This window comes from Microtetraspora malaysiensis (genome assembly GCF_050947145.1).
Lineage (GTDB): Bacteria > Actinomycetota > Actinomycetes > Streptosporangiales > Streptosporangiaceae > Microtetraspora_A > Microtetraspora_A malaysiensis.
The window spans coordinates 3,030,590-3,051,348 of sequence record NZ_CP191998.1 but is presented as its reverse complement, the minus strand read 5'-3'; the positions used below and the strand labels follow the sequence as shown (position 1 = coordinate 3,051,348).

16 protein-coding genes are annotated in these 20,759 nt (G+C 71.3%); 4 read left to right on the top strand and 12 right to left on the bottom strand.

Translation table 11 applies throughout. From position 1 onward, the window contains the following. Positions 1–15 precede the first annotated feature (15 nt). Positions 16–1,038, bottom strand: a complete 1,023-nt coding sequence (gene argC / locus ACQP1V_RS14560; RefSeq protein ID WP_433423003.1) for an N-acetyl-gamma-glutamyl-phosphate reductase — start codon at positions 1,036–1,038, stop codon at positions 16–18. A 194-nt stretch (positions 1,039–1,232) separates the two neighbouring features. Here argC and ACQP1V_RS14555 point away from each other — a divergent pair, with 194 nt between their 5' ends. The 4 genes from ACQP1V_RS14555 to ACQP1V_RS14540 all read left to right on the top strand — a co-directional run bounded on the left by ACQP1V_RS14555 (position 1,233) and on the right by ACQP1V_RS14540 (position 5,517). Beyond that, positions 1,233–2,897 (top strand): class I adenylate-forming enzyme family protein, encoded by a 1,665-nt coding sequence (locus ACQP1V_RS14555; protein ID WP_433423000.1) that lies wholly within the window; start codon positions 1,233–1,235, stop codon positions 2,895–2,897. A gap of 118 nt (positions 2,898–3,015) precedes the next feature. Continuing rightward, on the top strand, positions 3,016–3,384 hold the full coding sequence (locus tag ACQP1V_RS14550; protein WP_433422998.1) for a nuclear transport factor 2 family protein: 369 nt from the start codon (positions 3,016–3,018) through the stop codon (positions 3,382–3,384). Positions 3,385–3,481: 97 nt separating this feature from the next. Beyond that, the gene (locus ACQP1V_RS14545; RefSeq protein WP_433422996.1) at positions 3,482–4,789 is read left to right on the top strand and encodes an MFS transporter; all 1,308 of its coding nucleotides are present in this window, start codon (positions 3,482–3,484) and stop codon (positions 4,787–4,789) included. 146 nt (positions 4,790–4,935) lie between these two features. Next, a complete protein-coding gene (locus tag ACQP1V_RS14540; RefSeq protein WP_433422993.1) occupies positions 4,936–5,517 on the top strand; it encodes a Uma2 family endonuclease in 582 nt (193 codons plus the stop codon). Positions 5,518–5,569: 52 nt separating this feature from the next. Here the strand turns inward: ACQP1V_RS14540 and ACQP1V_RS14535 are convergent, their stop codons facing one another. The 11 genes from ACQP1V_RS14535 to mltG all read right to left on the bottom strand — a co-directional run bounded on the left by ACQP1V_RS14535 (position 5,570) and on the right by mltG (position 20,281). Continuing rightward, a complete protein-coding gene (locus ACQP1V_RS14535) occupies positions 5,570–7,084 on the bottom strand; it encodes a DUF2079 domain-containing protein (protein ID WP_433422990.1) in 1,515 nt (504 codons plus the stop codon). A 167-nt stretch (positions 7,085–7,251) separates the two neighbouring features. Further along, positions 7,252–10,491: a penicillin acylase family protein gene (locus ACQP1V_RS14530; RefSeq protein ID WP_433422987.1), complete on the bottom strand. Its 3,240-nt coding sequence runs from the start codon at positions 10,489–10,491 to the stop codon at positions 7,252–7,254. Positions 10,492–10,683: 192 nt separating this feature from the next. Beyond that, complete coding sequence (locus ACQP1V_RS14525; RefSeq protein WP_433422984.1) at positions 10,684–13,242, bottom strand: phenylalanine--tRNA ligase subunit beta; 2,559 nt, start codon at positions 13,240–13,242, stop codon at positions 10,684–10,686. Further along, a complete protein-coding gene (pheS, locus tag ACQP1V_RS14520; protein WP_387413506.1) occupies positions 13,242–14,342 on the bottom strand; it encodes a phenylalanine--tRNA ligase subunit alpha in 1,101 nt (366 codons plus the stop codon). Before pheS ends, ACQP1V_RS14525 begins: the two co-directional genes overlap by 1 nt. A gap of 196 nt (positions 14,343–14,538) precedes the next feature. Continuing rightward, on the bottom strand, positions 14,539–15,633 hold the full coding sequence (locus ACQP1V_RS14515) for an ATP-binding protein (protein WP_433422982.1): 1,095 nt from the start codon (positions 15,631–15,633) through the stop codon (positions 14,539–14,541). A gap of 139 nt (positions 15,634–15,772) precedes the next feature. Continuing rightward, positions 15,773–16,570, bottom strand: coding sequence for a TrmH family RNA methyltransferase (locus ACQP1V_RS14510; RefSeq protein WP_433422980.1), 798 nt, complete (start codon positions 16,568–16,570; stop codon positions 15,773–15,775). Positions 16,571–16,638: 68 nt separating this feature from the next. Next, positions 16,639–17,019, bottom strand: a complete 381-nt coding sequence (gene rplT / locus ACQP1V_RS14505; protein ID WP_061257234.1) for a 50S ribosomal protein L20 — start codon at positions 17,017–17,019, stop codon at positions 16,639–16,641. A gap of 24 nt (positions 17,020–17,043) precedes the next feature. After that, a complete protein-coding gene (rpmI, locus tag ACQP1V_RS14500) occupies positions 17,044–17,238 on the bottom strand; it encodes a 50S ribosomal protein L35 (RefSeq protein ID WP_067133961.1) in 195 nt (64 codons plus the stop codon). A gap of 131 nt (positions 17,239–17,369) precedes the next feature. Further along, entirely contained in the window at positions 17,370–18,056 is a 687-nt protein-coding gene (gene infC / locus ACQP1V_RS14495) for a translation initiation factor IF-3 (RefSeq protein ID WP_433422978.1), read from the bottom strand. Between the two features lie 219 nt (positions 18,057–18,275). Further along, positions 18,276–19,142: a shikimate dehydrogenase gene (locus tag ACQP1V_RS14490; protein ID WP_433422975.1), complete on the bottom strand. Its 867-nt coding sequence runs from the start codon at positions 19,140–19,142 to the stop codon at positions 18,276–18,278. Then, complete coding sequence (mltG, locus tag ACQP1V_RS14485; RefSeq protein ID WP_433422972.1) at positions 19,139–20,281, bottom strand: endolytic transglycosylase MltG; 1,143 nt, start codon at positions 20,279–20,281, stop codon at positions 19,139–19,141. Before mltG ends, ACQP1V_RS14490 begins: the two co-directional genes overlap by 4 nt. Positions 20,282–20,759: the final 478 nt, after the last annotated feature.

Sequence of the window (20,759 nt, the reverse complement as noted above, 5' to 3'; positions counted from 1 at the left end):
CGTACTCCGCCGCGGTCACGGGGCCAGCCCGTTCACGGGAAGGCCGAGCTCCTCGGGCAGGCCGAGGGCCAGATTGACGCTCTGGATCGCGCCGCCGGCCGTGCCCTTGGTCAGGTTGTCGACGGCGGCGACGGCGACGACCCTGCCGGAGCGCTCGTCGAGGGCCACCTGCAAGACGGCGGTGTTGGCCCCGGCCGTCATGGCGGTCGCGGGCCACGTCCCCTCCGGCAGCAGGCGGAGGAAGGGCTCGTCCTTGACCGCCGTCTCGTACGCCTCCCGGAGCGCGGCGGCGGTGAGGCCGGGCACGGCCGGGGCCGTGCAGGTGGCGAGGATGCCCCGGCTCATCGGCGCGAGCGTCGGGGTGAAAGAGACCCGGACCGGCGCTCCCGCGACCTTCGCCAGGTTCTGCTCCATCTCGGGGGTGTGCCGGTGGACGCCGCCGACGCCGTACGCGCTGACCGAGCCCATGACCTCGCTGCCGAGGAGGTGGGTCTTGGGGGCGCGGCCGGCGCCCGAGGTGCCGCTGGCGGCGACCACGACCACGTCGGGTTCGACCAGGCCGGCGGCGAAGGCCGGGAACAGCGCGAGCGTCACCGAGGTCGGGTAGCAGCCGGGCACCGCGATGCGGCGGGCCCCGCGCAGCACCTCGCGCTGTCCGGGAAGCTCGGGCAGCCCGTACGGCCAGGTGCCCGCGTGGGCGCCGCCGTAGAAGTGGGCCCAGTCCTGCGCGCTCTCCAGCCGGAAGTCGGCGCCGCAGTCCACCACGACGGTGTCCTCGCCCAGCTCGGCGGCGACGGCGCCGGACTGCCCGTGGGGCAGCGCGAGGAAGACGACGTCGTGACCGGCCAAGGTCTCGGCGGTGGTCTCCTGGACGAGCCGGTCGGCGAGGGCGGGCAGGTGCGGCTGGTGCTCGCCGAGGCGCGAGCCGGCGCTGGAGCCGGCGGTCAGCGCGCCGACCTCGAAGGACGGATGCCCGAGCAGCAGCCGGAGCAGCTCACCCCCCGCGTAACCCGTCGCTCCCGCGATCGCCGCCCTCATCGATCCCCCTGCATGTTCATGCGAACGAGCACATCTTCTTACTCTGAAGAGTATGCATATCTCAGCATGATCATGCAAGCGAGCACGACCCCGTCCGCGCCTGCCACGACCTTGGGAATCGGCACCCTGGTGTCCGTACCTACCGGTCGGTATCGTGATTTTTCCGGTTACCATCGCGGCTTGGAGCGCAGTCCATGGCTATGACGCACGACCAGGTACAGGCCCAGCTCACCGCGCCCGGCCAGCTCTTCGAGATGGAAGAGGCGAAGGCCGGGGGGACGACGATCCGCGCGTGGAAGCACGCTCCCCGGACCTTCCGGGACCTGCTGCAGAACAGCCGTTTCCAAGGCGAGAAGGTCTTCCTGATCTACGAGGACGAGCGGATCACCTACGAGGAGCACTTCCGCCGCGCGGCGACCCTGGCACGGCGTCTCGTGGAGGACTACGGCCTCCGCAGGGGCGACCGGGTGGCCCTCGCGATGCGGAACTATCCCGAATGGGTGGTCGCGTTCTCCGCGATCCTGGCCGCCGGGGCGGTCGCCGTGCCGCTGAACGCGTGGTGGACCGGCCAGGAGCTCGCGTACGGCCTGGCCGACTCGGGGGCGAGACTGCTGATCGCCGACGCCGAGCGCGCCGAGCGCGCCGCGGAGGCGGGCGGGCCCGAAATACCGGTGATCATCGCGCGCGGGCCGGGAGCGAATCTCGCCGAGGTGATGGGCGAGGTGCGGGCCGACGTCACCCTGCCCCCCGTCGACCTCGGCCCCGACGACCTGGCCACGATCTTCTACACCTCGGGGACCACCGGCCGCCCGAAGGGCGCGCTCGGCACCCACCGCAACCTCGGCCAGGCCCCGATGACCGTGGCGTACGCGATGATGCGCGCGACGCTACTCGCCGGGAAGGACCCGGCGGAGACGACCTCGGCCGAACGGGTCACGCTCCTCGCGGTGCCGCTGTTCCACGTGACCGGCTGCTTCGCGGTGCTGATCCCGACGATCTTCAGCGGGGGCGGGCTCGCCCTCATGTACAAGTGGGACGCCGAACGCGCGCTGCGGACCATCGAGCGCGCGCGGGTCACCGGCCTCGCCGGTGTGCCGACCAACGCCTGGCAGCTCCTCTCCCACCCCGCGTTGGAGCGCTACGACATCTCGTCCCTGGGCTCCATCTCCTACGGCGGCGCGCCGGCCCCACCCAAGCTGCGGGAGCGCATCACCGAGCTGCTGCCGGGCCGCGCACCCGCCAACGGGTACGGCATGACCGAGACGACGGGGCTGGCCATCTACAACTGCGGCACGGACTACGCGGCGCGGCCGGACAGCATCGGCCTCCCGCTCGCCGTGAACGACGTCAAGATCTGCGACCCGGGCGGGGCGGAGCTGCCTCCGGGCGAGGTCGGCGAGCTGTGCATCCGCGGGCCGATCGTGATCAGCGGCTACTGGAACCAGCCGGAGGCCACCGCGCAGACCTTCGTGGACGGCTGGCTGCACACCGGCGACCTCGCCCGGGTGGACGAGGAGAGCTTCGTCTACATCGTCGACCGGGCCAAGGACATGGTCATCAGGGGCGGCGAGAACGTCTACTGCGCCGAGGTCGAGGCCGCGCTGTTCGATCACCCTGGCGTCGACGACGTGGCGGTGATCGGCGTCCCGCACGAGGAGCTGGGTGAGGAGGTCGGCGCTGTGGTGCGGCGCGCGCCGGGCTCGGACGTCTCCGCGGACGAGCTGCGGACCTTCGTGCGCGAACGCCTCGCCGGGTTCAAGGTGCCGGCGACGGTCTGGTTCCTGGAGGAGGAGCTGCCCCGCAACCCCGGCGGCAAGATCCTCAAGACCGCGCTGCGCCGCCGCGTCCTCGGCTCCTGACCCGGGATCCCGGCGCGCCTCGGTAGCGCGCCGGGTTACCTGGCGAGTAATCGACGGGGCGCATCGCGTCATGGGAACTTTCCCGTGTCAACGAAGACACGCGAACTGAGGAGTCCCCGTGAGCGACTTTTCCACCCTGGTCGACCGCTACATCGCCACCTGGAACGAGACCGACGCCGCCGCCCGCGCCGCGGCCGTGGCCGAGCTGTGGGCCGAGGACGGCGGCTACACCGACCCGATGGCGGCCGTGCGCGGCCACGACGCCATCGCCGCCGTGATCGCCGGAGCCCAGGGAATGTTCCCCGGCTTCGTGTTCAGCCGCGGCGAGGTGCTCGACGGCCACCACGACATCGTGCGGTTCACCTGGCACCTTGCTCCGGAGGGGGCCGTCGAGCCGGTCGTGGTCGGCTTCGACGTCGCCGCGCTGGACGCCGACGGGCGCATCCGCGACGTGCACGGCTTCCTCGACAAGGTGCCCGCGATGTGAGCGACGGGGCGTCCCCCGGCGTACGCGGGACCGCGCCCCGTCGCACCCCCGAAAATCGATTGCCCGGCGATCCGTCACTCGGCGAACATGGCCGTTCGTGTCTGAACGCTCGGATCGATCGCTGCGTGCGCTGGCCCGCCGGATGCGCGTCGACGTCACCCCGCTGCGCGAGTCCCGCGACTTCCGCCTCCTGCTCGGCTCCAGCCTGATCACCCTGCTCGGCGCCCTCTTCACGATGGTGGCCGTGCCGTACCAGGTGAAACAGCTCACCGGGTCACCGCTCGCGGTCGGTCTGGTGAGCATGGCCGAGTTCGTGCCGATGGTGGTCTGCGGGCTGTGGGGCGGCGCGATCGCCGACGCGCTCGACCGGCGCAAGATCGTGATCTACTCCGAGCTGGGGCTCTGCGTCGCGACCGGCATCCTGCTGGTCAACGCCCTGCTGCCCCATCCGCAGGTCTGGCTCCTCTATGTCGCGGGCGCCCTGTCCGCCGGGTTCAGCAGCGTACGCGGCCCGAGCGAGCAGGCGATGATCAACCGGGTGGTCAAGCTCGACCAGATGACCGCCGCGTACGCGTTGCAGGGCCTCGTCCGCAACAGCGCGGTCATCGTCGGCCCCGCTGTCGGCGGGCTGGTCGTCATCGCGCTCGGCCCCGCCGTGTCGTACGGCATCGACATGGCCTCGTTCCTGGTCTCACTGGCGCTGCTGGTGCGGGTGCGCCCCGTGCCGCGCCCCCAGGACGCCTCCCCCGCCTCGCTGCGGTCACTGGCCGAGGGCGTCCGCTACGCCGTCCGGCGCCCCGACCTGATGGGCACCTATCTCGTCGACATCGCCGCGATGGCGTTCGCCAGCTCGACCGCGCTGTTCCCGTTCCTCGCCGACGACCTGGGGACGCCGCAGGCGCTCGGCCTGCTGTACGCCGCCGGAGGGGTCGGCTCGGTGATCGCCTCGCTGACCTCCGGCTGGACCGCCCACGTGCACCGGCACGGGATGGCCGTGATCGTGTCGGCCGCGCTGTGGGGCGTCTCGGTGGCGATCGCGGCGATCATGCCGAACGTGTGGCTGGTCTTCCTGTTCCTCGCCGTCGCGGGCGGCGCGGACATGGTGAGCGGCCTCTTCCGCGGCACGATCTGGAACCAGACCATCCCCGACGAGTACCGCGGCCGCCTCGCGGGGATCGAGCTACTCTCCTACTCGACCGGCCCGATGCTCGGCGACGTGCGCGCCGGGGCGCTGGCCGGCTGGGGCGGCGCCCGCTTCTCGCTGGGGTTCGGCGGCCTGCTGTGCGTGGGCGCGGTGGCCGCGATGGCGGCCGCGCTGCCCCGCTTCCGCCGCTACGACGCGCGCACCGACGAGCACGCCCTCGCCGAACGCGCCCGCCGCGCGGAGCAGCCCGCGGCCACCTGACACAACCCGGACGAACCCGCCCCTCAGCGAGACCGGCTGGTTACGATGTGCGCATGACGGCAGCGGTAGCGGAGACAGAGACGACGGAGACTACGGCAGCGGCGAAGACGACACCAGCGGCGGAGGCAGAGGCACGGAGCGACGTCATGAGCGACTCATCGGAGCTGCCCGGCTGGGTTTTCCCCCCGCTCAAGGGCTACACGGCCGCGGACCTCGATCACATTCCGGATTTGCCTGCGCACACGGAGTTGATTGACGGAAGCTTGGTCTTCGTGAGCCCTCAGTCCTCCTTCCACTCCCGTGCCGTGTCCCTTCTGGAGAACGCTCTGCGCGGAGTCGCCCCGCGCGAGCTGCGAGTCCGGCGCGAGATGAGCCTGGTCCTCGACTCACGCCAGCGGCCGGAGCCCGACGTGAGCGTCATCCGCGCCGAGGCGGAGCAGGAGGACGAGCAGACCGCCTACCAGGCGGCCGACGCGGTCCTGGTCGTCGAGGTCGTCTCACCGGAGTCCGAGGTCCGCGACCGCAAGCGCAAGCCGGTGCTGTACGCCGAGGCGGGCATCCCACACTTCTGGCGGGTGGAGAACCAGAAGGGTCGGCCCGCCGTCTACGTCTACGAGATCGACCCCGGGACCTCGGCTTACTTCCTCACCGGCATCCATCACGACCGGCTCAAGGTCTCGCTGCCCTTCGAGATCGACATCGACCTCACCGAGATCGACCGCTTTTGACCGATGCGCCCCCGTACGGCTCACGCGGGGGCGCGCGGCACATCGCGACCGGCTATCCGCCGAGGCGCAGGACGACGATGTCCTCCCGGTCGAAGAGCAGGCGATAGCCGTCCCGCACGTAGTCGTCGATCACGCCGCGCAGGTCCTGTCCCGCCGACGCGATGATCCACGGAGTCCTCCGGTGGCGGTAGTCCCACCAGAGGACCGTGTCGCGGGCGGACAGGTGGGGGCCGAAGTCGTTGCTCGCCTCCACCACCACGCCGTCGGGGATCAGCGCGAGCGCCTCCTGCCGCGCCGCCGCCCGGGCGTCCGCGGCGTAGAAGTCCGGACGGAGCAGCTCGCCGAAGGGGCGGTGCGGTACCAGGGTGAGCGCGACGGCGCAGATCGCGACGGACCACAGCAGGCCGAGCCGTTCCGGCTCCGTGATCCGCTCCTTCCGGCGCAGCCACCGGATCAGGCGCGCCGTGCCGTCCACCCCGGCGAGGAAGAGGATCGCGACGGTGAACGCGTCGTAGTGCCAGGCGGTGGACCACCAGTTGGGCGCGTCGGACAGCATCCGCTCGGCGACGTGCGGCAGCGCCGCCAGCGCGATCGGCGACAGGAGGCAGAGGAAGAGCGTCGGCCACAACAGCAGCGCGGTCGTGTCCAGCTTGACCTGGTCGGCGGTCAGCACGCCGAGGACGCGCAGCGGGTCGGTCACGGCCGTGCGCAGCACGGCGGGCAGGTCCGCGCCGAGCTGGGAGAAGTACCAGCGATCGTCCGCCCGGCCGCCCGCGAGCGGGATCAGCACCTTGCGGGTGAGTTCCATCGCGGCCACGCCCCCGACGACGACCGCCGCGCCGAGACGCCGCCGCCGGGTGAGGAACAGCCAGGCGCCGACGCCGGCCACGATCAGCCCGGCATCCTCCTTGGTCAGCAGCAGTCCGGCCAGTGCGAGGAGGCCGGTGAGCCGCCTCCCCGCGTCCAGCCGTTCGATCGCGGCGGCGGTCAGGACGGGGACGAAGGCAACCTCGTGGAACTCCACGCCGACGGTCTGCGCGATCGGCCAGGACAGCGCGTACGCGACCGCGACCAGGTAGGCGGGAGCGGTGCCGAGCCGGCGGCGGGTGAACGTCCACAGGAACGGGACAGCCAGCGCGAACAGCACGGCCTGGGCCACGATGAGCGTCGCGGGCTCGTCGTGCAGCCAGTACAGCGGCGCGAGCAGGGCCAGGATCGGCGAGAAGTGGTCGGCGAGCTGGAGGTAGTCCGTCCCCCGATCCAGCGTGACACCCAGGAGCGGCACGACGGGCGGCCGGAAGTGGGCGTAGCCGCGCACCGCCTGGTCGAAGATCGTCAGATCGTACGTGCCGGTGCGGAAGGCGCGCAGCTTGGTCAGCCCGTGGAGGGAGTACACCCCGGCGGCCACGGCGCATAAAGCAGCGAGCGCGACGACGTGGCGTGGCCACCGGCCCGGCGGCGGGACGGCCGCGAGCACCCGGCGGACGGCCGGTAACGCGAGCAGCGAGTGCCTCCGGGGGGCGGCGGAGTCCACGGGACGGTCAGGGACACGGGTCCTCCAGGCCATGGCCGGAGAGTACGGGCCTGTCGCGTTCCACGACCAGCCCCACTTCTCGCGGGCCGCACACCGTCCCGGCCGGGACCCGGTGACCTGGTGCCTCCGGGGATCAGACGCGGGCCGTGCCCCGGCCCCGGGGTGAAACGTTCACCCCGAGGCCGGGGCGGCTCCGCCGCCTAACGGCCGTACACCTCGAACTCGTAGAGCGAGTAGCCGTAGGACGTGGCCCGCGTGACGCCCTGCATGCGGACGTAGCGCGCGTTCACCGGGGCGAAGGCGACGTTGTCCACGCCGCCGTCGCCGGCCGTGGTCGTGGAGACCGTGGTCCAGGCGCTCCCGTCGGTGGACGTCTGGATCCGGTACGCCTTGCCGTACGCCGCCTCCCAGCGCAGGATCACCCGGCCCACGGTCGTGACCGCCCCGAGGTCCACCTGGATGTACTGGTTGTCGCTGAACGCGCTGGACCAGCGGGTGGAGCGGTCGCCGTCGTTCGCGTTGGCGGGCGGGTAGAGGAAGCTCTCCTTGCTCGACGCGCTCGCCGTGGCCCCGGCGGCCAGGTTGGCGACGTTGTCACCGCGCCGGGCCGGGAAGGAGACCGCCTGCTGGTAGGTCGGCCGGTTCTGCCAGGAGATCAGGTCCTGCTTGATCCCGCCGAGCGGCGACTGCCGCACCGCGTCCGCGCACCACTGGTCGCCGGCGGAGCAGACGTCGTCGGCCGGGTAGGTGACCGCCGCCGTCTCCACAAGCGCCGCGGACAGGCTGTCCAGCAGGACCGTACGGCACGCCTGCACGGTGGCTCCGCAGTACCGGGCCGGGAGCGTCCCCCCTACGGTGTCGCCCAGCACGTTCCTGATGTCCTTGTCGACGTAGCCCCACCAGCCGTACTGGAACGAGGAGCCCTTGTGCGTCTGGGCCTCGTTCGCCGAGGTGACGAGGGTGGAGGTGTCGCCCTGCTGCCGTCCGGACGGCGACTCGTTGATCTGCAGGGCGTCGACCAGCGACCGGTAGAGCCCGTCGCCGAGGCCGGGCTGGAACTGCGCCCGCACCAGCTTGGGCCACCAGGCGTCGAAGAAGCGGATCGCGTCGGCGTGCGCGTACGTCTTGCTGCCCGGGGAGGTCTCGGCGCGGCGGGCTCCGGCGGAGGCCCAGGCGGACAGCTTGGCGACGGCCGAGGCGAGCGTCGGGTCGGTCACGTCGGCGCTGTTGATCACGCGGAGCAGGTTGGGCAGGACCTTCCAGCCGCGCAGGTCCGTGATCGCGGCGTTCGCCATGATCTTCACGGTGCCGGCCCGGTCCAGGGTGCCCGAGGCGAGAGCGGCCTTCACCGGCGCGTCCAGCAGGTCGCCGCGGTGGACGGAGCCGAAGCTGAAGTTGCCGTCGGCCGCCCCGTAGTCCTTGGCCTGCTTGTTGTTCCAGCTCACGAAGTAGTCCTGGTTGACCGCCTGCGGGTGGGTGCTCGCCGCCGCGTACGTCGCGCTGTTGGCGTCCGGGTCGTACCCGGTCCACTCGTGCGCGGCGTCCGCGACCATCGGCAGGTTCGGGTCGGAGACGGCCGAGCGCACCGGGGCGCTCCCGGACATGAAGTACGCCGCGTCGGTCGAGTTCACGTAGAACCAGTTGAACGCGAAGCCGATGTTGGCGGCGGAGTTCTGGAACGCGGCGGCCGACCCCATCTCGGCCGGGTCGTTGAACATCTGGAAGCCCATCGCCGAGTCGGGCTCGTGCCGGTAGGTCGAGCGGAGCGAGGTGAAGGCGGTCGGCGCCCCGTCCACGGTGCCGCGCCACGTCACCAGGCCGTACTTCGTGCGCTTGACCACCAGCTCGTACGACCCGGCCCCGGTGGAGTCGGCCGTGTTCGGCTTCCAGGAGTTCTTCTTGCGCAGCGTCTCCATCGCCGTGCAGGTGCCGCGGTACAGGTAGTGCTCGGAGGCCGTGGTCGGCGTCCCGCCCTTCGGGTCGCACAGCGTGATCGCGTACGTGTCGGTGATGTCCTGCGTGCTCGACGTGGCACTCCAGGCGTAGTCGGCGCCCCGGCCGAGCAGCACGTACAGGTTGAGCCCGGCGAACGCGGCGCCGCGCGCCCGGATGCCGGGGCCGTTCAGCTCCTCCAGCATGAGCAGCTGCGGGGAGAAGTAGCCGGTCTGCGGGCCGAAGACGGCGACGGGGTGGCCGGAGCCCGACTTGGCCGCCGACACGACGATCGCGTTCGACATGCCCGGCTTGGCGTTGTCGACGGTGAGGCCGTCCAGCGGGCTCTTCACGGCGGTCGTGGCGGTGGTGGCGGTCCCGGTCCTGTTCTCGACGATGTCGACCGGCGCGGTCGAGGGGTCGGGCAGCACGACGCCGGTGGCGCCGGCGGGCGCGGATCCGGAGGGGAAGCTCTGGCCGTTGTGGAGGGTGAGCACGGTCTCGGGGTCGTTCTCGCCGCGGAACGCCGCCCAGACCTGGTCGCCCGCGGTGGTGCCGTACTTGGCCCGCGCGGCGACCCGGACCAGGGCCGACTGCATCTCGTTTCCGCCGCCGCCGCCGAACAGGCCGCCGATCACGCCGGAGATCGCGACCAGGTCGGTCATCGTGAAGTCGACCGGACCGCCCTTGTTGGTGATCGCGTCGAGGTGCCCGGTCAGGACGTACTCGCCCGGGCAGTTGCGTTTGGCCATGCAGACGTCGATGTACGCGTTGATGCCGTCGATGTAGTTACGTACGTCCGAGTAGAGCTGGGCGCCCCGTGGGCCGGAATCGCGCAGCCGGTCGATCTGGGCCTGCAGGTCCGCCTCGGTGTAGGGCGAGTTACGCCAGACGCTCTGCTCCAGCTCCCGGTTGCCCTGGGCGCCTCCGGCGAACGGGGTGAGGTCGCCCCGGCCGACGTGCCGCATCAGGTCCATGACCCACAGACGGTCCTGCCCGCCCGCGTACCCGGCGCCGAACATGGTGCCCTCGCGGGTGGTGCCGGTGATGTGCGGCACGCCGGTGGCCTTGTCGCGGACGATCGTGACGTCCGAACGGGGGCTGACCGTGCTCTCGACCTGCCCCGCGGGCACGCCGAAGGAGGCGTCGTTGAAGAACGACGCGATCTGGTCGTCGGTCAGGCCGGTGTAGCCGGAGATGAGCCCGGCGTACCTGCCGAGCTGGTCGGCGTTGTGCGCCGGGCGGGTGCCGAGGGTCTGGTTCCCGACGATGTCGACCAGCGTGGCGTTGCCGTTCTGGCCAGGGGGGAGGATGTCGGCGCACTGGCCGAGGCAGTAGTCGTCGGTGACCGCGTCGGCCGCCGACAAGGAGGACAAGGAGGAGGAGGAAGAAGAAGAGGAGGAGGACGACGAGGCGGAGGCGGAGGCGGCCGATGTCGCCGGTAAGCCGGTGATCACGAGGGCGAGCACGGCAGTGGCCGTGAGCGCCCCTCGAAGGCGCGCGTGCATGGCGAACTTCCCTTCGCGAGAAGCCGGGGGGTGTCAGGGGTTACAGGTTTCGCGCGCGAATATGAGGGCTGCTCAGCTCTGGACGATACTCGTTGGTAACCCTCGCATCAATGGGTGATTTCGCCTCCGGACACGGCGATGCCCGCCCGGCGGGAGGCCGGACGGGCATCGGTGGGGTCGTGAACGTGCGGGTCAGACGCCGCGCAGCCGGGCCCCGGTCCGCTCGTGGGCGAGCGCCACGGCGGCGTCGCGGGCGGCCGTCGTCTCCTCCACGGTGAGCGTGCGGTCCGGCGCGCGGAACCGCAGCGTGTACGCCAGGGACGCGTGGCCTTCCTCCACCTGCTCGCCCGTGTACACGTCGAACAGCCGGACCGACTCCAGCAGCTCGCCGGCGCCCTCGCGCAGCGCGGCCTCGACCTCCGCGACGGTCACCTCGGAGCGGACGACCAGCGCCACGTCCTGGGTGGCCACCGGGTACGCCGACACGGCGGGCGCCTGCGCCGGCCCCGGCGGGGTCAGCAGCGACAGCTCCAGCTCCATCGCGGCGGTGCGCGGCGGCAGGCCGCACGCCTCGACGACGCGGGGGTGCAGCTCGCCGGCGTGCCCGACGAGGACGTCCCCCACGTACAGCGCGGCGCACCGGCCCGGGTGCCACGGCTCGTGCCGGTCGGCCCGCGCCTCCAGCTCGACACCGGCCTCGCGAGCCACGGTCCGCGCCGCCTCGATCGCGTCCGCCCAGGAGGCCTGGCGGCCCGCACCCCACCAGCCGGACCGGTCGAACTCCCCGGCCAGCACGGTGGCGACACGGAACGGCTGCCGCGGCAGCGCGCTCTCGATCTGGGCCAGCTCCTCCGCCGTGGGCTTGCGGTCCACGGTGAGCACCGGCGCGGCCGCCGGGGCGTCCGGCTCCGGCCGGTAGACAAGGCCGGTCTCGAACAGCGCCACGTCGCCGAAGCCGCGGCCCACGTTCCGGACCAGCGTCTTCAGCAGGCCCGGCAGGAGGGTGGTCCGCATGTACGGCTCGTCCTCGCTGAGCGGGTTGACCAGCCGGGTCGCCCGCCGGCGCGGGTCGTCCGCGGGAAGCTGCAGGTCGTCCAGGTCGCGGAGGCCCATGAACGGGTAGCAGAGCACCTCGACGTAGCCCGCGTAGGCCAGCGCCCGGCCAACCCGGCGGCGCAGCCGCTGCTCCTCGGTCAGCCCGGCCCCGGCGGGGGCCGGGGGCAGAACCGAGGGCAGGCCCTCGTAGCCCTCCAGGCGGATGACCTCCTCCGCCAGGTCGTTCGGGTCGGTCAGGTCCGGCCGCCACGACGGCGGGGTGACCGTGAGCAGGTCGTCGCCGCGCACGGCCAGCTTCTCGTGCAGGTCACCCGAGGACACCACGCCGGTCGCGGCCACACCATGGGCGCCGCCGTCGCCGCTCGCCGCGTCCGCGCCCTCGACGACCGCGCAGCCCACCTGCTCCAGCCGGCGGATCACGGTCTCCCGCTCGTACGGCACGCCCGCGACGCGTCCCGGGTAGTCGGCCGGGATGACGACCCGGACCGGGGCGACGTCCACCTCGGCGTGCGTGACGCCCGGGTCGGCGGTGCCGGAGCCCAGCTCGACCAGGAGCTGGACGGCGCGCCAGGAGGCGACCAGCGGCAGCTCCCGGTCCACGCCCCGCTCGAACCGCTTGGACGCCTCGCTGACCAGGTCGTGCCGGCGGGACTCCCTGGCGATGCCCGTGGCGGAGAAGTGCGCCGCCTCGATCACGACGTCGGTCGAGGAGCCGGAGATCTCGGTGTGGAGCCCGCCCATCGTGCCGGCCATCGAGATCGGCCCGGTGTGGTCGGTGATGAGGATGTCCTCCACGTGGAGCTTCCGCGTCACGTGGTCGAGCGTCTCCAGGGTCTCCCCCGGCGCGGCCCGCCGTACGACGATCTCGCCGGACAGGCGGGACCGGTCGAACGCGTGCAGCGGCTGGCCCAGCTCCAGCATCACGTAGTTCGTGACGTCCACGGCGAGCGAGACGGGGCGCATCCCGGCGCGGATGAGCCGCACCCGCATCCACAGCGGGCTCTCGGCGGCCGGGTCGAACCCGGACACCGAACGCAGCACGAACCGGTCGCAGGCCGTCGGATCGGCGATCGACGCCGGGTAGGACGGGCCGGACGCGGCTGGCAGCTCGGCCGCGGCCGGGTCGCGGAACGGCACGCCGAACGCGGTCGCGGCCTCACGCGCCACGCCCCGGATCGACAGCGCGTACCCGCAGTCGGGCGTGATCTCCAGCTCAAGCACATCGTCGCGCAGGCCGAGGAGTTCGACGACGTCGGCCCCGATCGGCGTGTCCTGCGGGAGCAGCAGGATGCCCGGCGAGGACTCGGCGATGCCCAGCTCGGCCTCCGAGCAGATCATGCCCTCCGACTGCCGCCCGTACGTCTTGCGGGCGCCGATCTCGAAACCGCCGGGCAGGACGGCGCCGGGCAGCGCGACCGGCACGATCGCGCCCTCGGAGAAGTTGGTCGCGCCACACACGATCTCGCGCGGCGCGGCCTCCCCCACCTCGACCAGGCAGTGCCTGATCGGCTTCTTGAAGCCGGTGAGCTCCTCGATGACGACGACCTGTCCGACGACGACGTTCTTGATCTCGTGGCCGTGGGCGGTGATCGCCTCAAGCTTGAGACCGGCGGAGGTGAGCTTGTCGGCCACCTCCTGGGCCGTGACGGCCGGGAGATCGACGTACTCCCGCAGCCATGAAAGCGGGACCTTCATCAGACCTCCATTCCGAACGGCAGGGTGAAGCGGATGTCGCCCTCGACCATGTCACGCATGTCCTCGGCGTTGTTGCGGAACATCAGGGTGCGCTCGATGCCCATCCCGAACGCGAAGCCGGAGTAGACCGACGGGTCCACGCCGCAGGCGATCAGAACCCGCGGGTTGACCATGCCGCAGCCGCCCCACTCGATCCACCCCTCCGACTTGCAGGTGCGGCACGGCGGGTTGCCCGGCGCGGCCGACGCGCCGCGGCAGACGAAGCAGCGCAGGTCCATCTCGGCGGACGGCTCGGTGAACGGGAAGTAGTTGGGCCGGAAGCGGGTGGTGATGCCTTCACCGAACATCACCTCGGCGAACCGGTCGAGCGTGCCCTTGAGGTGGGCCATGGTCAGCCCCTTGTCGATCGCGAGCCCCTCGACCTGGTGGAAGACCGGCGTGTGCGTGGCGTCCAGCTCGTCGGTGCGGAAGACCTTGCCCGGGGACACGACGTAGACCGGCAGCTCACGCGACAGCAGGGCGCGGATCTGCACCGGCGACGTCTGGGTGCGCAGCACCTTGCCGGAGGCCGTGCTCTCGACGAAGAACGTGTCGTGCTCGGAGCGCGCGGGGTGGTCCGGCGCGATGTTCAGCGCGTCGAAGTTGAACCACTCGCCTTCGAGCTCGGGCCCCTCGGCCACCTCGTATCCCATCGCCACGAACGCGTCGGCGACGCGCTCCTGCAGCGTGGTCAACGGGTGGCGGGCGCCACGCGGCCGCCGGTCCCACGGAAGGGTGACGTCGACGGTCTCCTCGACAAGGACGCGCGCGTCGCGCTCGGCCTCCAGCTCGGCCTGGCGGGCGGCGAGCGCCTGCCCGATCGCCTTGCGCGCGCCGCCGATGCGCTTGCCCGCCTCGGAGCGCGCCTGCGGCGGCAGCGCGCCGATCTCGCGGTTGGCCAGCGCGATCGGCGAGCGGTCGCCTGCGTGCGCGAGCCGTACCTGCTTCAGTTCGTCGAGGTCGCGCGCCGCCGCGATCGCGGCGAGGGCGTCGGCCTGTGCCCGCGCGACCTCGTCGGCGTGCAGCGGCGTCACCTCGACCGGGTCATAGGTGTTCGACAAGAGAGAGCTCCGTATCCAGGGCTTAAGCGTGCACGAGTCTAGTGCCGGATGGGTCAAGATACGCCCCCGCCAAGATCGGTGGCGGAGGCTCCGGCGCGGCCGGCCACCCGTGCGGGGACGGGGCCGCCGGGCCCTCGGGGCGCCCACCGGGCTGAGATCGGCTCTGACTCCGGCGGCGAAGAATTCAGCTTCGGGGTCAGGCGAAGTCAGGGGTCCCGGTGGGCACGGTAAATCGAAACTCGGCGCCGCCGCCGGGGGCGCGCTGCACGGTGATCGTGCCGCCGTGGGCCTCGACCAGGCCCTTGACGATGAAGAGGCCGAGGCCGGTGCCGCCCCGCCTGCGGCCGTTGCCGCGCCAGAACTGCCGGAAGACGCGCGTGACCAGCTCGGGCGCGACGCCCTCACCCTGATCACGCACAGACACAGCCACTCCCAATTCGACGGCTTCGACCACTATCGTCACCGTACCGCGCCCGTGGCGCACCCCGTTTTCCAGCAAGTTGCCGAGAATCTGGTCGATCTTGTCCTGGTCGCACCAGGTCTCGGGCAACTCGCCGCGTACGTCCAGGGAGAACCGGTCGGCGGACTCCCCCGCGGCGATCCGGCCCTCGATGAGCCGACGGGCGCGCGCGGGGATGTCGACGACCTGGCGGTGGACCTCCAGCCGGCCGGACTCGATCCTGGACACGTCGAGCAGGTCGGTGATCAGCCGGGTGACCCGGTCGGCGTCAGCGTTGACGGTCTGCAGCATGACGAGCTTCTGCGCGTCGGTGAATCGGCCCCACTTGGCCAGCAGCGTCGCGGTGAACCCCTTGACGCTGGTCAGCGGCGACCTCAGCTCGTGCGCGACAGTGGAGACGAGGTCGGCCCGGCTGCGTTCCAGCCGGGCCCGGGCCGAGGCGTCCCGCAGCGTGACCACCACGCGGGCCACGGGGCCACCGCGCTCCGGACAGCGGACCAGCCGGGCTGCGAGCAGCACCTCCTGCCGCCCCGGAAGGTGCACCGGGCGCTCGGGCTGGCGGGTCCGGGTGGGCAGGCCGCCGTGCGGGTCGAGGCACTTCCACCAGTCGCGGCCCTCCGGGTCGCGGAACGGCAGCACGTCGGTGACGTGCCGTCCCACCGCCGCGCGGCGGGCCACTCCGGTCAGCCGCTCCGCGGCCCGGTTGACGACCAGGACGACGCCGTCGGAGTCGGTCACGACGAGGCCGTCGGGGAGATCGTCGGCACAGACGTCCGCACTCCCGCCCGCGACCGGTTTTCGGGCGCCCCGGGGAGTGCCCTCACCTCGCACGCGACCGCCTCCCTCGAACCTGTGAAAGCACGCCGGATGGGGAACCGTGCGCGCTCCAAGGCCGACAATAGCGGGTTTCCCGCTCTAGTCGGCCGTGTCAGACCGCGGGGGTAGATGGATCTTCCACGCGATGTAAGGTCTACCGCTGCGCCCGCGCCGAGGCGTACAGGCAGACCGCGGCGGCGGTGGCGAGGTTGAGGCTCTCGGCCCGCCCGTAGATCGGCACCCGCACCACCTCGTCGGCGAGTTCGAGCAGCGCCGGGGGCAGCCCCCACGCCTCGTTGCCGAAGAGCCACGCGGTGGGCACGCTGAGATCGACGTCGTCGAGGGTCGCCTTGCCGGTGCCGTCCGCCGCGAGGACGCGCATCCCCGCGTCCCGTACGTGCCGCACCGCGTCCTCCACCCGCGCGCCGGTGGCGACGGGGAGGTGGAACAGGCTGCCCGCGCTGGCCCGGACGCACTTGCCGTTGTACGGATCGACGGAGGCGTCGGTGAAGACGACCGCGTCGGCACCGGCGGCGTCGGCCGTGCGCAGGACGGTGCCGGCGTTACCGGGGTCGCGGACGTGGGCGAGGAGGGCGACCAGCCGCGCGCCGGACGGCACCGCCTCGGAGAGCGGGACGTGGACGAACCGGCAGACGCCCATCAGCCCCTGCGGGGTGACGGTCTGGGCCAGTTCGGCCATGACCTCGCCGCTGACCCGGAGCACCGGGACGCCCGCGGCCTCCGCGGCCCCGATGATGTCGGCGTGCCTGATCTCGGCCTCGGCCGTGGCGAACAGCTCCACGGTCACGCCGTCGAGCGCGAGAGCCTCGCGTACGGCCTGCGGCCCCTCGGCCAGGAAGGCCCGGTCGCGGTCCCGGAAAGCGCGCTTCGTGAGCCGCCGGGCGGCCTTCACCCGCGGGGACCTGATGTTGGTGAGCTCGGTTCCGGCCATGCCTTCCCTCGTCAAAAGGGGCCCACCGGATGCCGGTGAGCCCCTATGAATGCTGAATCGCGTCTGACTCAGGCGACCGGCGCGTTCACGTCGGCCGGAAGAGCCTTCTTCGCCGCCTCGGCCAGCGTGGCGAAGGTCTGGCTGTCGTTCACCGCGAGGTCGGCGAGGATCTTGCGGTCCACCTCGATGCCCGCGAGGCGCAGACCCTGGATGAACCGGTTGTAGGTGATGCCGTTCGCACGGGCCGCCGCGTTGATCCGCTGGATCCACAGGCGCCGGAAGGTGCCCTTCTTGTCCTTGCGGTCCCGGTAGGCGTAGGTCATCGAGTGGAGCATCTGCTCCTTGGCCTTGCGGTACAGCCTGGACCGCTGCCCACGGTAACCGCTCGCCCGCTCGAGGACGACCCTGCGCTTCTTCTTGGCGTTGAGCGCCCGCTTCACGCGTGCCATGTTGTTCAGTCTCCCCGGGGTCGGTTACTTCGCGAGCAGCTTCTTGATCTTCTTGGCGTCGGCGTCGCTGATCACGACGTCACCCTCGAGCCGGCGCGTGCGGGTGGACGGCTTGTGCTCGAAAAGGTGCTTCCGGTTCGCACGCCGGCGCACGATCTTGCCGGAGCCGGTCAACCGGAACCGCTTCTTCGCACCACTGTGCGTCTTCATCTTCGGCATCTCAGCCGTCTCTCCCTCATTGGTCGTGCCGAAGGCCCGGGCCGGTGACCCGAGCCGACGGCATGCCTGGCTCTGCGAGACCGTCCCGGTCTCGGCTTCTCCATGCGTGTCTGATCCCTCAGACGCGCGCGTCACTCCGCGGGCGCTGACTCCTGCTCCACGGACTCGGACTCGAACTCGGACTCGGAGTCCGACGCGCGCTGCGCCTTGGCCGCGGCCTTCTCGGCCTTGGCCTCGGCCTTCTTCTTGTGCGGGCCGATGACCATGATCATGTTTCGCCCGTCCTGCTTGGGCTGCGATTCCACGAAGCCCAGCTCGGTGACGTCCTCGGCGAGCCGCTGCAACAGCCGGAAGCCCAACTCCGGCCGGGACTGCTCGCGACCCCGGAACATGATCGTGACCTTGACCTTGTCCCCCGCCTTGAGGAAGCGCACGACGTGACCCTTCTTGGTCTCGTAGTCGTGCGGGTCGATCTTCGGCCGGAGTTTGATCTCCTTGATGATCGTGTGTGCCTGGTTACGGCGGGCCTCGCGCGCCTTCATGGCCGACTCGTACTTGAACTTGCCGTAGTCCATGAGCTTGCACACGGGCGGCCGGGCCGTCGCCGCGACCTCGACGAGGTCGAGGTCGCTCTCCTGGGCCAGCTTCAGTGCATCGCCGATCGAGACGATGCCGACCTGCTCGCCGTTCGGGCCGACGAGGCGAACCTCCGGCACGCGAATACGATCGTTGATGCGGGGCTCGGTGCTGATGGGACCTCCAAAGGACTTCCGCTTGATGCTCGACCGCGCGAGAAAACACAAAACCCCGCACGTCACGCATGCGGGGTCACTGAGCTCTCGCGACGAGAACCCTGGTTGTGATCCTTGACCCGTCGGCCTTTCGGCCGATCAGGTGGGAGGAGGACCTCCGCTTGCGCGTCCAGCCGGCATGCCGGACCGATCAATTGCCAATACTACCACAGAGTGCCTATTGCGCTCGCTCCGCTCGCGCGGGCTCGGGGCGCCCTCAGTCGATGCCGCGCCCCTCGCGCCCGGCTACTTAGCTGCCGCGGCCCGTCTGCGGATCTCCGCCTCGCCGGCCGCGCGCATCTCCTCGACCGGCACGTCCGTACGGCCGGTCATCAGCTCGACCTGGCGGACCGCCTGGTGCAGGAGCATCGGGAACCCGCCGACGACGACGGCGCCGCGCTCCCGCGCGACCCCCGCGAGGGTCGTCGGCCAGGGCGCGTACACCACGTCGAAGACCGCCTTCGCCCCGGCGGCCCTGTCCGCCACGGCGTCCGCGGCCCCCGCGGGGAGCGTGGAGACGAGCAGATCCACGTCGGCGTCGAAGTCCGCGAAGGTCCGTACGGCGACCATGACGCCGAGCCGTTCGGCCACCTCCAGCGTCTCGGCGGCCCGGGACAGCTCACGCACGACCAGCGTCACCTCGCGCAGACCCGTCTCGCGCAGCGCCGCGATCGCGGACGCCGCCGTCGCGCCTCCGCCCAGGATCGAGGCGCTGGACGGCGCGGTCACCCCGGCCTCGGCCAGCGCCCGGACGATGCCGTACACGTCGGTGTTCTCGCCGTGGCGGCGGCCATCACGGAAGACGACCGTGTTGACCGCGTTCACCTCGACCGCAAGGTCGGAGACCGTGTCGAGCAGCGGGAACACCACGCGCTTGAGCGGCATCGTCAGCGAAAGCCCGGCCCATTCCGGGCCGAGCCCGGCGACCAGCTCGGCCAGGTCGTCCTCGCCGCACTCGATCGCGTCGTACCGCCACGCCGAAAGGCCGAGCCCGGCGTACGCGGCGCGGTGCAGGATCGGCGAGAGCGAGTGGCGGATCGGGAGACCGAGGACCGCCGCTCTGCGCGCGTACGGTCCCTCCCCGGCCTCGGCCGATCCGAAGGGCTGAGTCATCCGTGGTTCCGGTTGAACTCAGCGACGAACTGCATGAACTCCGACTCCTTGTCGGTGAACTTGGTGATGCCCTTCTTCGGATCGACGGTCACGAACCACAGCCAGTTGCCGTCGGCCGGCTTGAGAGCCGCCTCGATGGCGTGGTCGCCGGGGCTGTCGATCGGACCGGGAGGCAGGCCGGGGAACTTGTACGTGTTGTACGGCGACGTGCTCTCCAGGTCCTTGTGGCTGGCGGCGATCCCGTACTTGTTCAGGCCGTACATGACCGTGCTGTCCATCGACAGGTTCATCTGCGGGTTCCGGCTGAGCCGGTTGTAGATGACGCGGGCGACCTTGGGCATGTCGGCCTGACTGCCGGACTCGGCCTGGACGATGCTCGCGACGGTCATGATGTCGTGCGCGGTGTAACCGAGCTGCTTCGCCTGGCGCTCCAGGTCGAGCCGCTGGGCGGTCTGGTTGAAGCGGTCCACCATCTTGGTGAGGATCTGGCTCGCGCTGAGCTTGGGCGTGATCTCGTAGGTCGCGGGGAAGGCATAGCCCTCCAGCCGCCCCTTCGCGTACCGGGGAAGGCCGATGTCCTTCTTGGCGGCCTTCTTGAACTCCTCGACCGGCTTACCGCTGGCGGTGGACAGATCGGCGAAGATCTTGCTGAGCCGCAGGCCCTCGGGGATCGTCAGCGTACCGCTGACCACGCGGTTCTTCGGGTCCAGCAGGGTGACCGCGGACTCCGCCGACATGCCCTTGCGCAGCTTGTACTCACCCGGCTGGAGCGAGGAGCTCTTGCCCGCCGCGCCGATGGCGTTGACGAACGCCCGCGCGCTGGCCACGACGCCCTGCTCCTCCAGCTCCTGGGCGACGTCGGAGGCGGTCGCCCCCTCCTTGACCTCGACCACGACCTCACCGCTGCCGGCGCCGGTGAAGTCCTTGGGCACGAGGAGGTCGCGGAACCAGTTGAAGCCGAAGTATCCCGCGCCACCGAGCACCGCGGCGACGACCAGGATGGCGAAGAAGGAGGCCGCGAATCCCTTGCGGCGCTGCCGGGTGCGCCGCCGGCGACTGCGGCGCCGCTGGCTGCGGTTCGGGCCGCGGGCACGGCGCCGGGAGGGCCCGTCGTCGTCGGAGCCCAGCAGGAAGTCCATATCGAGATCATTCATAGTGCGCTGGCCAATCTCTCGGTACGGCGCGCCCCCGCGTCAAGCGAGTGTGGCAGAACCGAGGGCGTTCCGGCGTTCGATTACGCGCCTGCCCCCGCGAGGGGCGGACGTGGGCCCCGGTTGCGGGCGGACCGTCCCTCGCGGGAGGGAGCGGCCACCCGGCCCCCAGGCGGGCCAGGACGGTCCTTCCGGGCGTGAATGGTCATGTCCTAGATGGTCCCTAGGTACGCGCTCAACTCTTCCCGGTATTTCACAAACTCGTCCTCTTTGTCAGTGATTTGGATGATCCTATGGTGAAGATCGGTTCTGACAAACCGGTACCAATCGCCCATTTTTGGAGCGAAGTGCCCTAAGTATGGCATCGCTGCCGGAATAGTCGGCGCGCGTGAGCGGAGGAGAGGGAGAGCGGGAAACGTGCCGGTGAAGGCTTCCTCGCCCCGGGCGCGGACGGCCGACGCCTCGG

Coding starts and splice junctions, on each gene's coding strand:
- rpmI (WP_067133961.1), bottom strand. CDS start 17,238: ATGCCGAAGATGAAGACGCACAGTGGTGCGAAGAAGCGGTTCCGGTTG.
- ACQP1V_RS14535 (WP_433422990.1), bottom strand. CDS start 7,084: ATGGCCTGGAGGACCCGTGTCCCTGACCGTCCCGTGGACTCCGCCGCC.
- mltG (WP_433422972.1), bottom strand. CDS start 20,281: ATGGACTTCCTGCTGGGCTCCGACGACGACGGGCCCTCCCGGCGCCGT.
- ACQP1V_RS14555 (WP_433423000.1), top strand. CDS start 1,233: ATGGCTATGACGCACGACCAGGTACAGGCCCAGCTCACCGCGCCCGGC.
- ACQP1V_RS14490 (WP_433422975.1), bottom strand. CDS start 19,142: ATGACTCAGCCCTTCGGATCGGCCGAGGCCGGGGAGGGACCGTACGCG.
- ACQP1V_RS14510 (WP_433422980.1), bottom strand. CDS start 16,570: ATGGCCGGAACCGAGCTCACCAACATCAGGTCCCCGCGGGTGAAGGCC.
- ACQP1V_RS14530 (WP_433422987.1), bottom strand. CDS start 10,491: ATGCACGCGCGCCTTCGAGGGGCGCTCACGGCCACTGCCGTGCTCGCC.
- argC (WP_433423003.1), bottom strand. CDS start 1,038: ATGAGGGCGGCGATCGCGGGAGCGACGGGTTACGCGGGGGGTGAGCTG.
- ACQP1V_RS14540 (WP_433422993.1), top strand. CDS start 4,936: ATGAGCGACTCATCGGAGCTGCCCGGCTGGGTTTTCCCCCCGCTCAAG.
- ACQP1V_RS14525 (WP_433422984.1), bottom strand. CDS start 13,242: ATGAAGGTCCCGCTTTCATGGCTGCGGGAGTACGTCGATCTCCCGGCC.
- rplT (WP_061257234.1), bottom strand. CDS start 17,019: ATGGCACGCGTGAAGCGGGCGCTCAACGCCAAGAAGAAGCGCAGGGTC.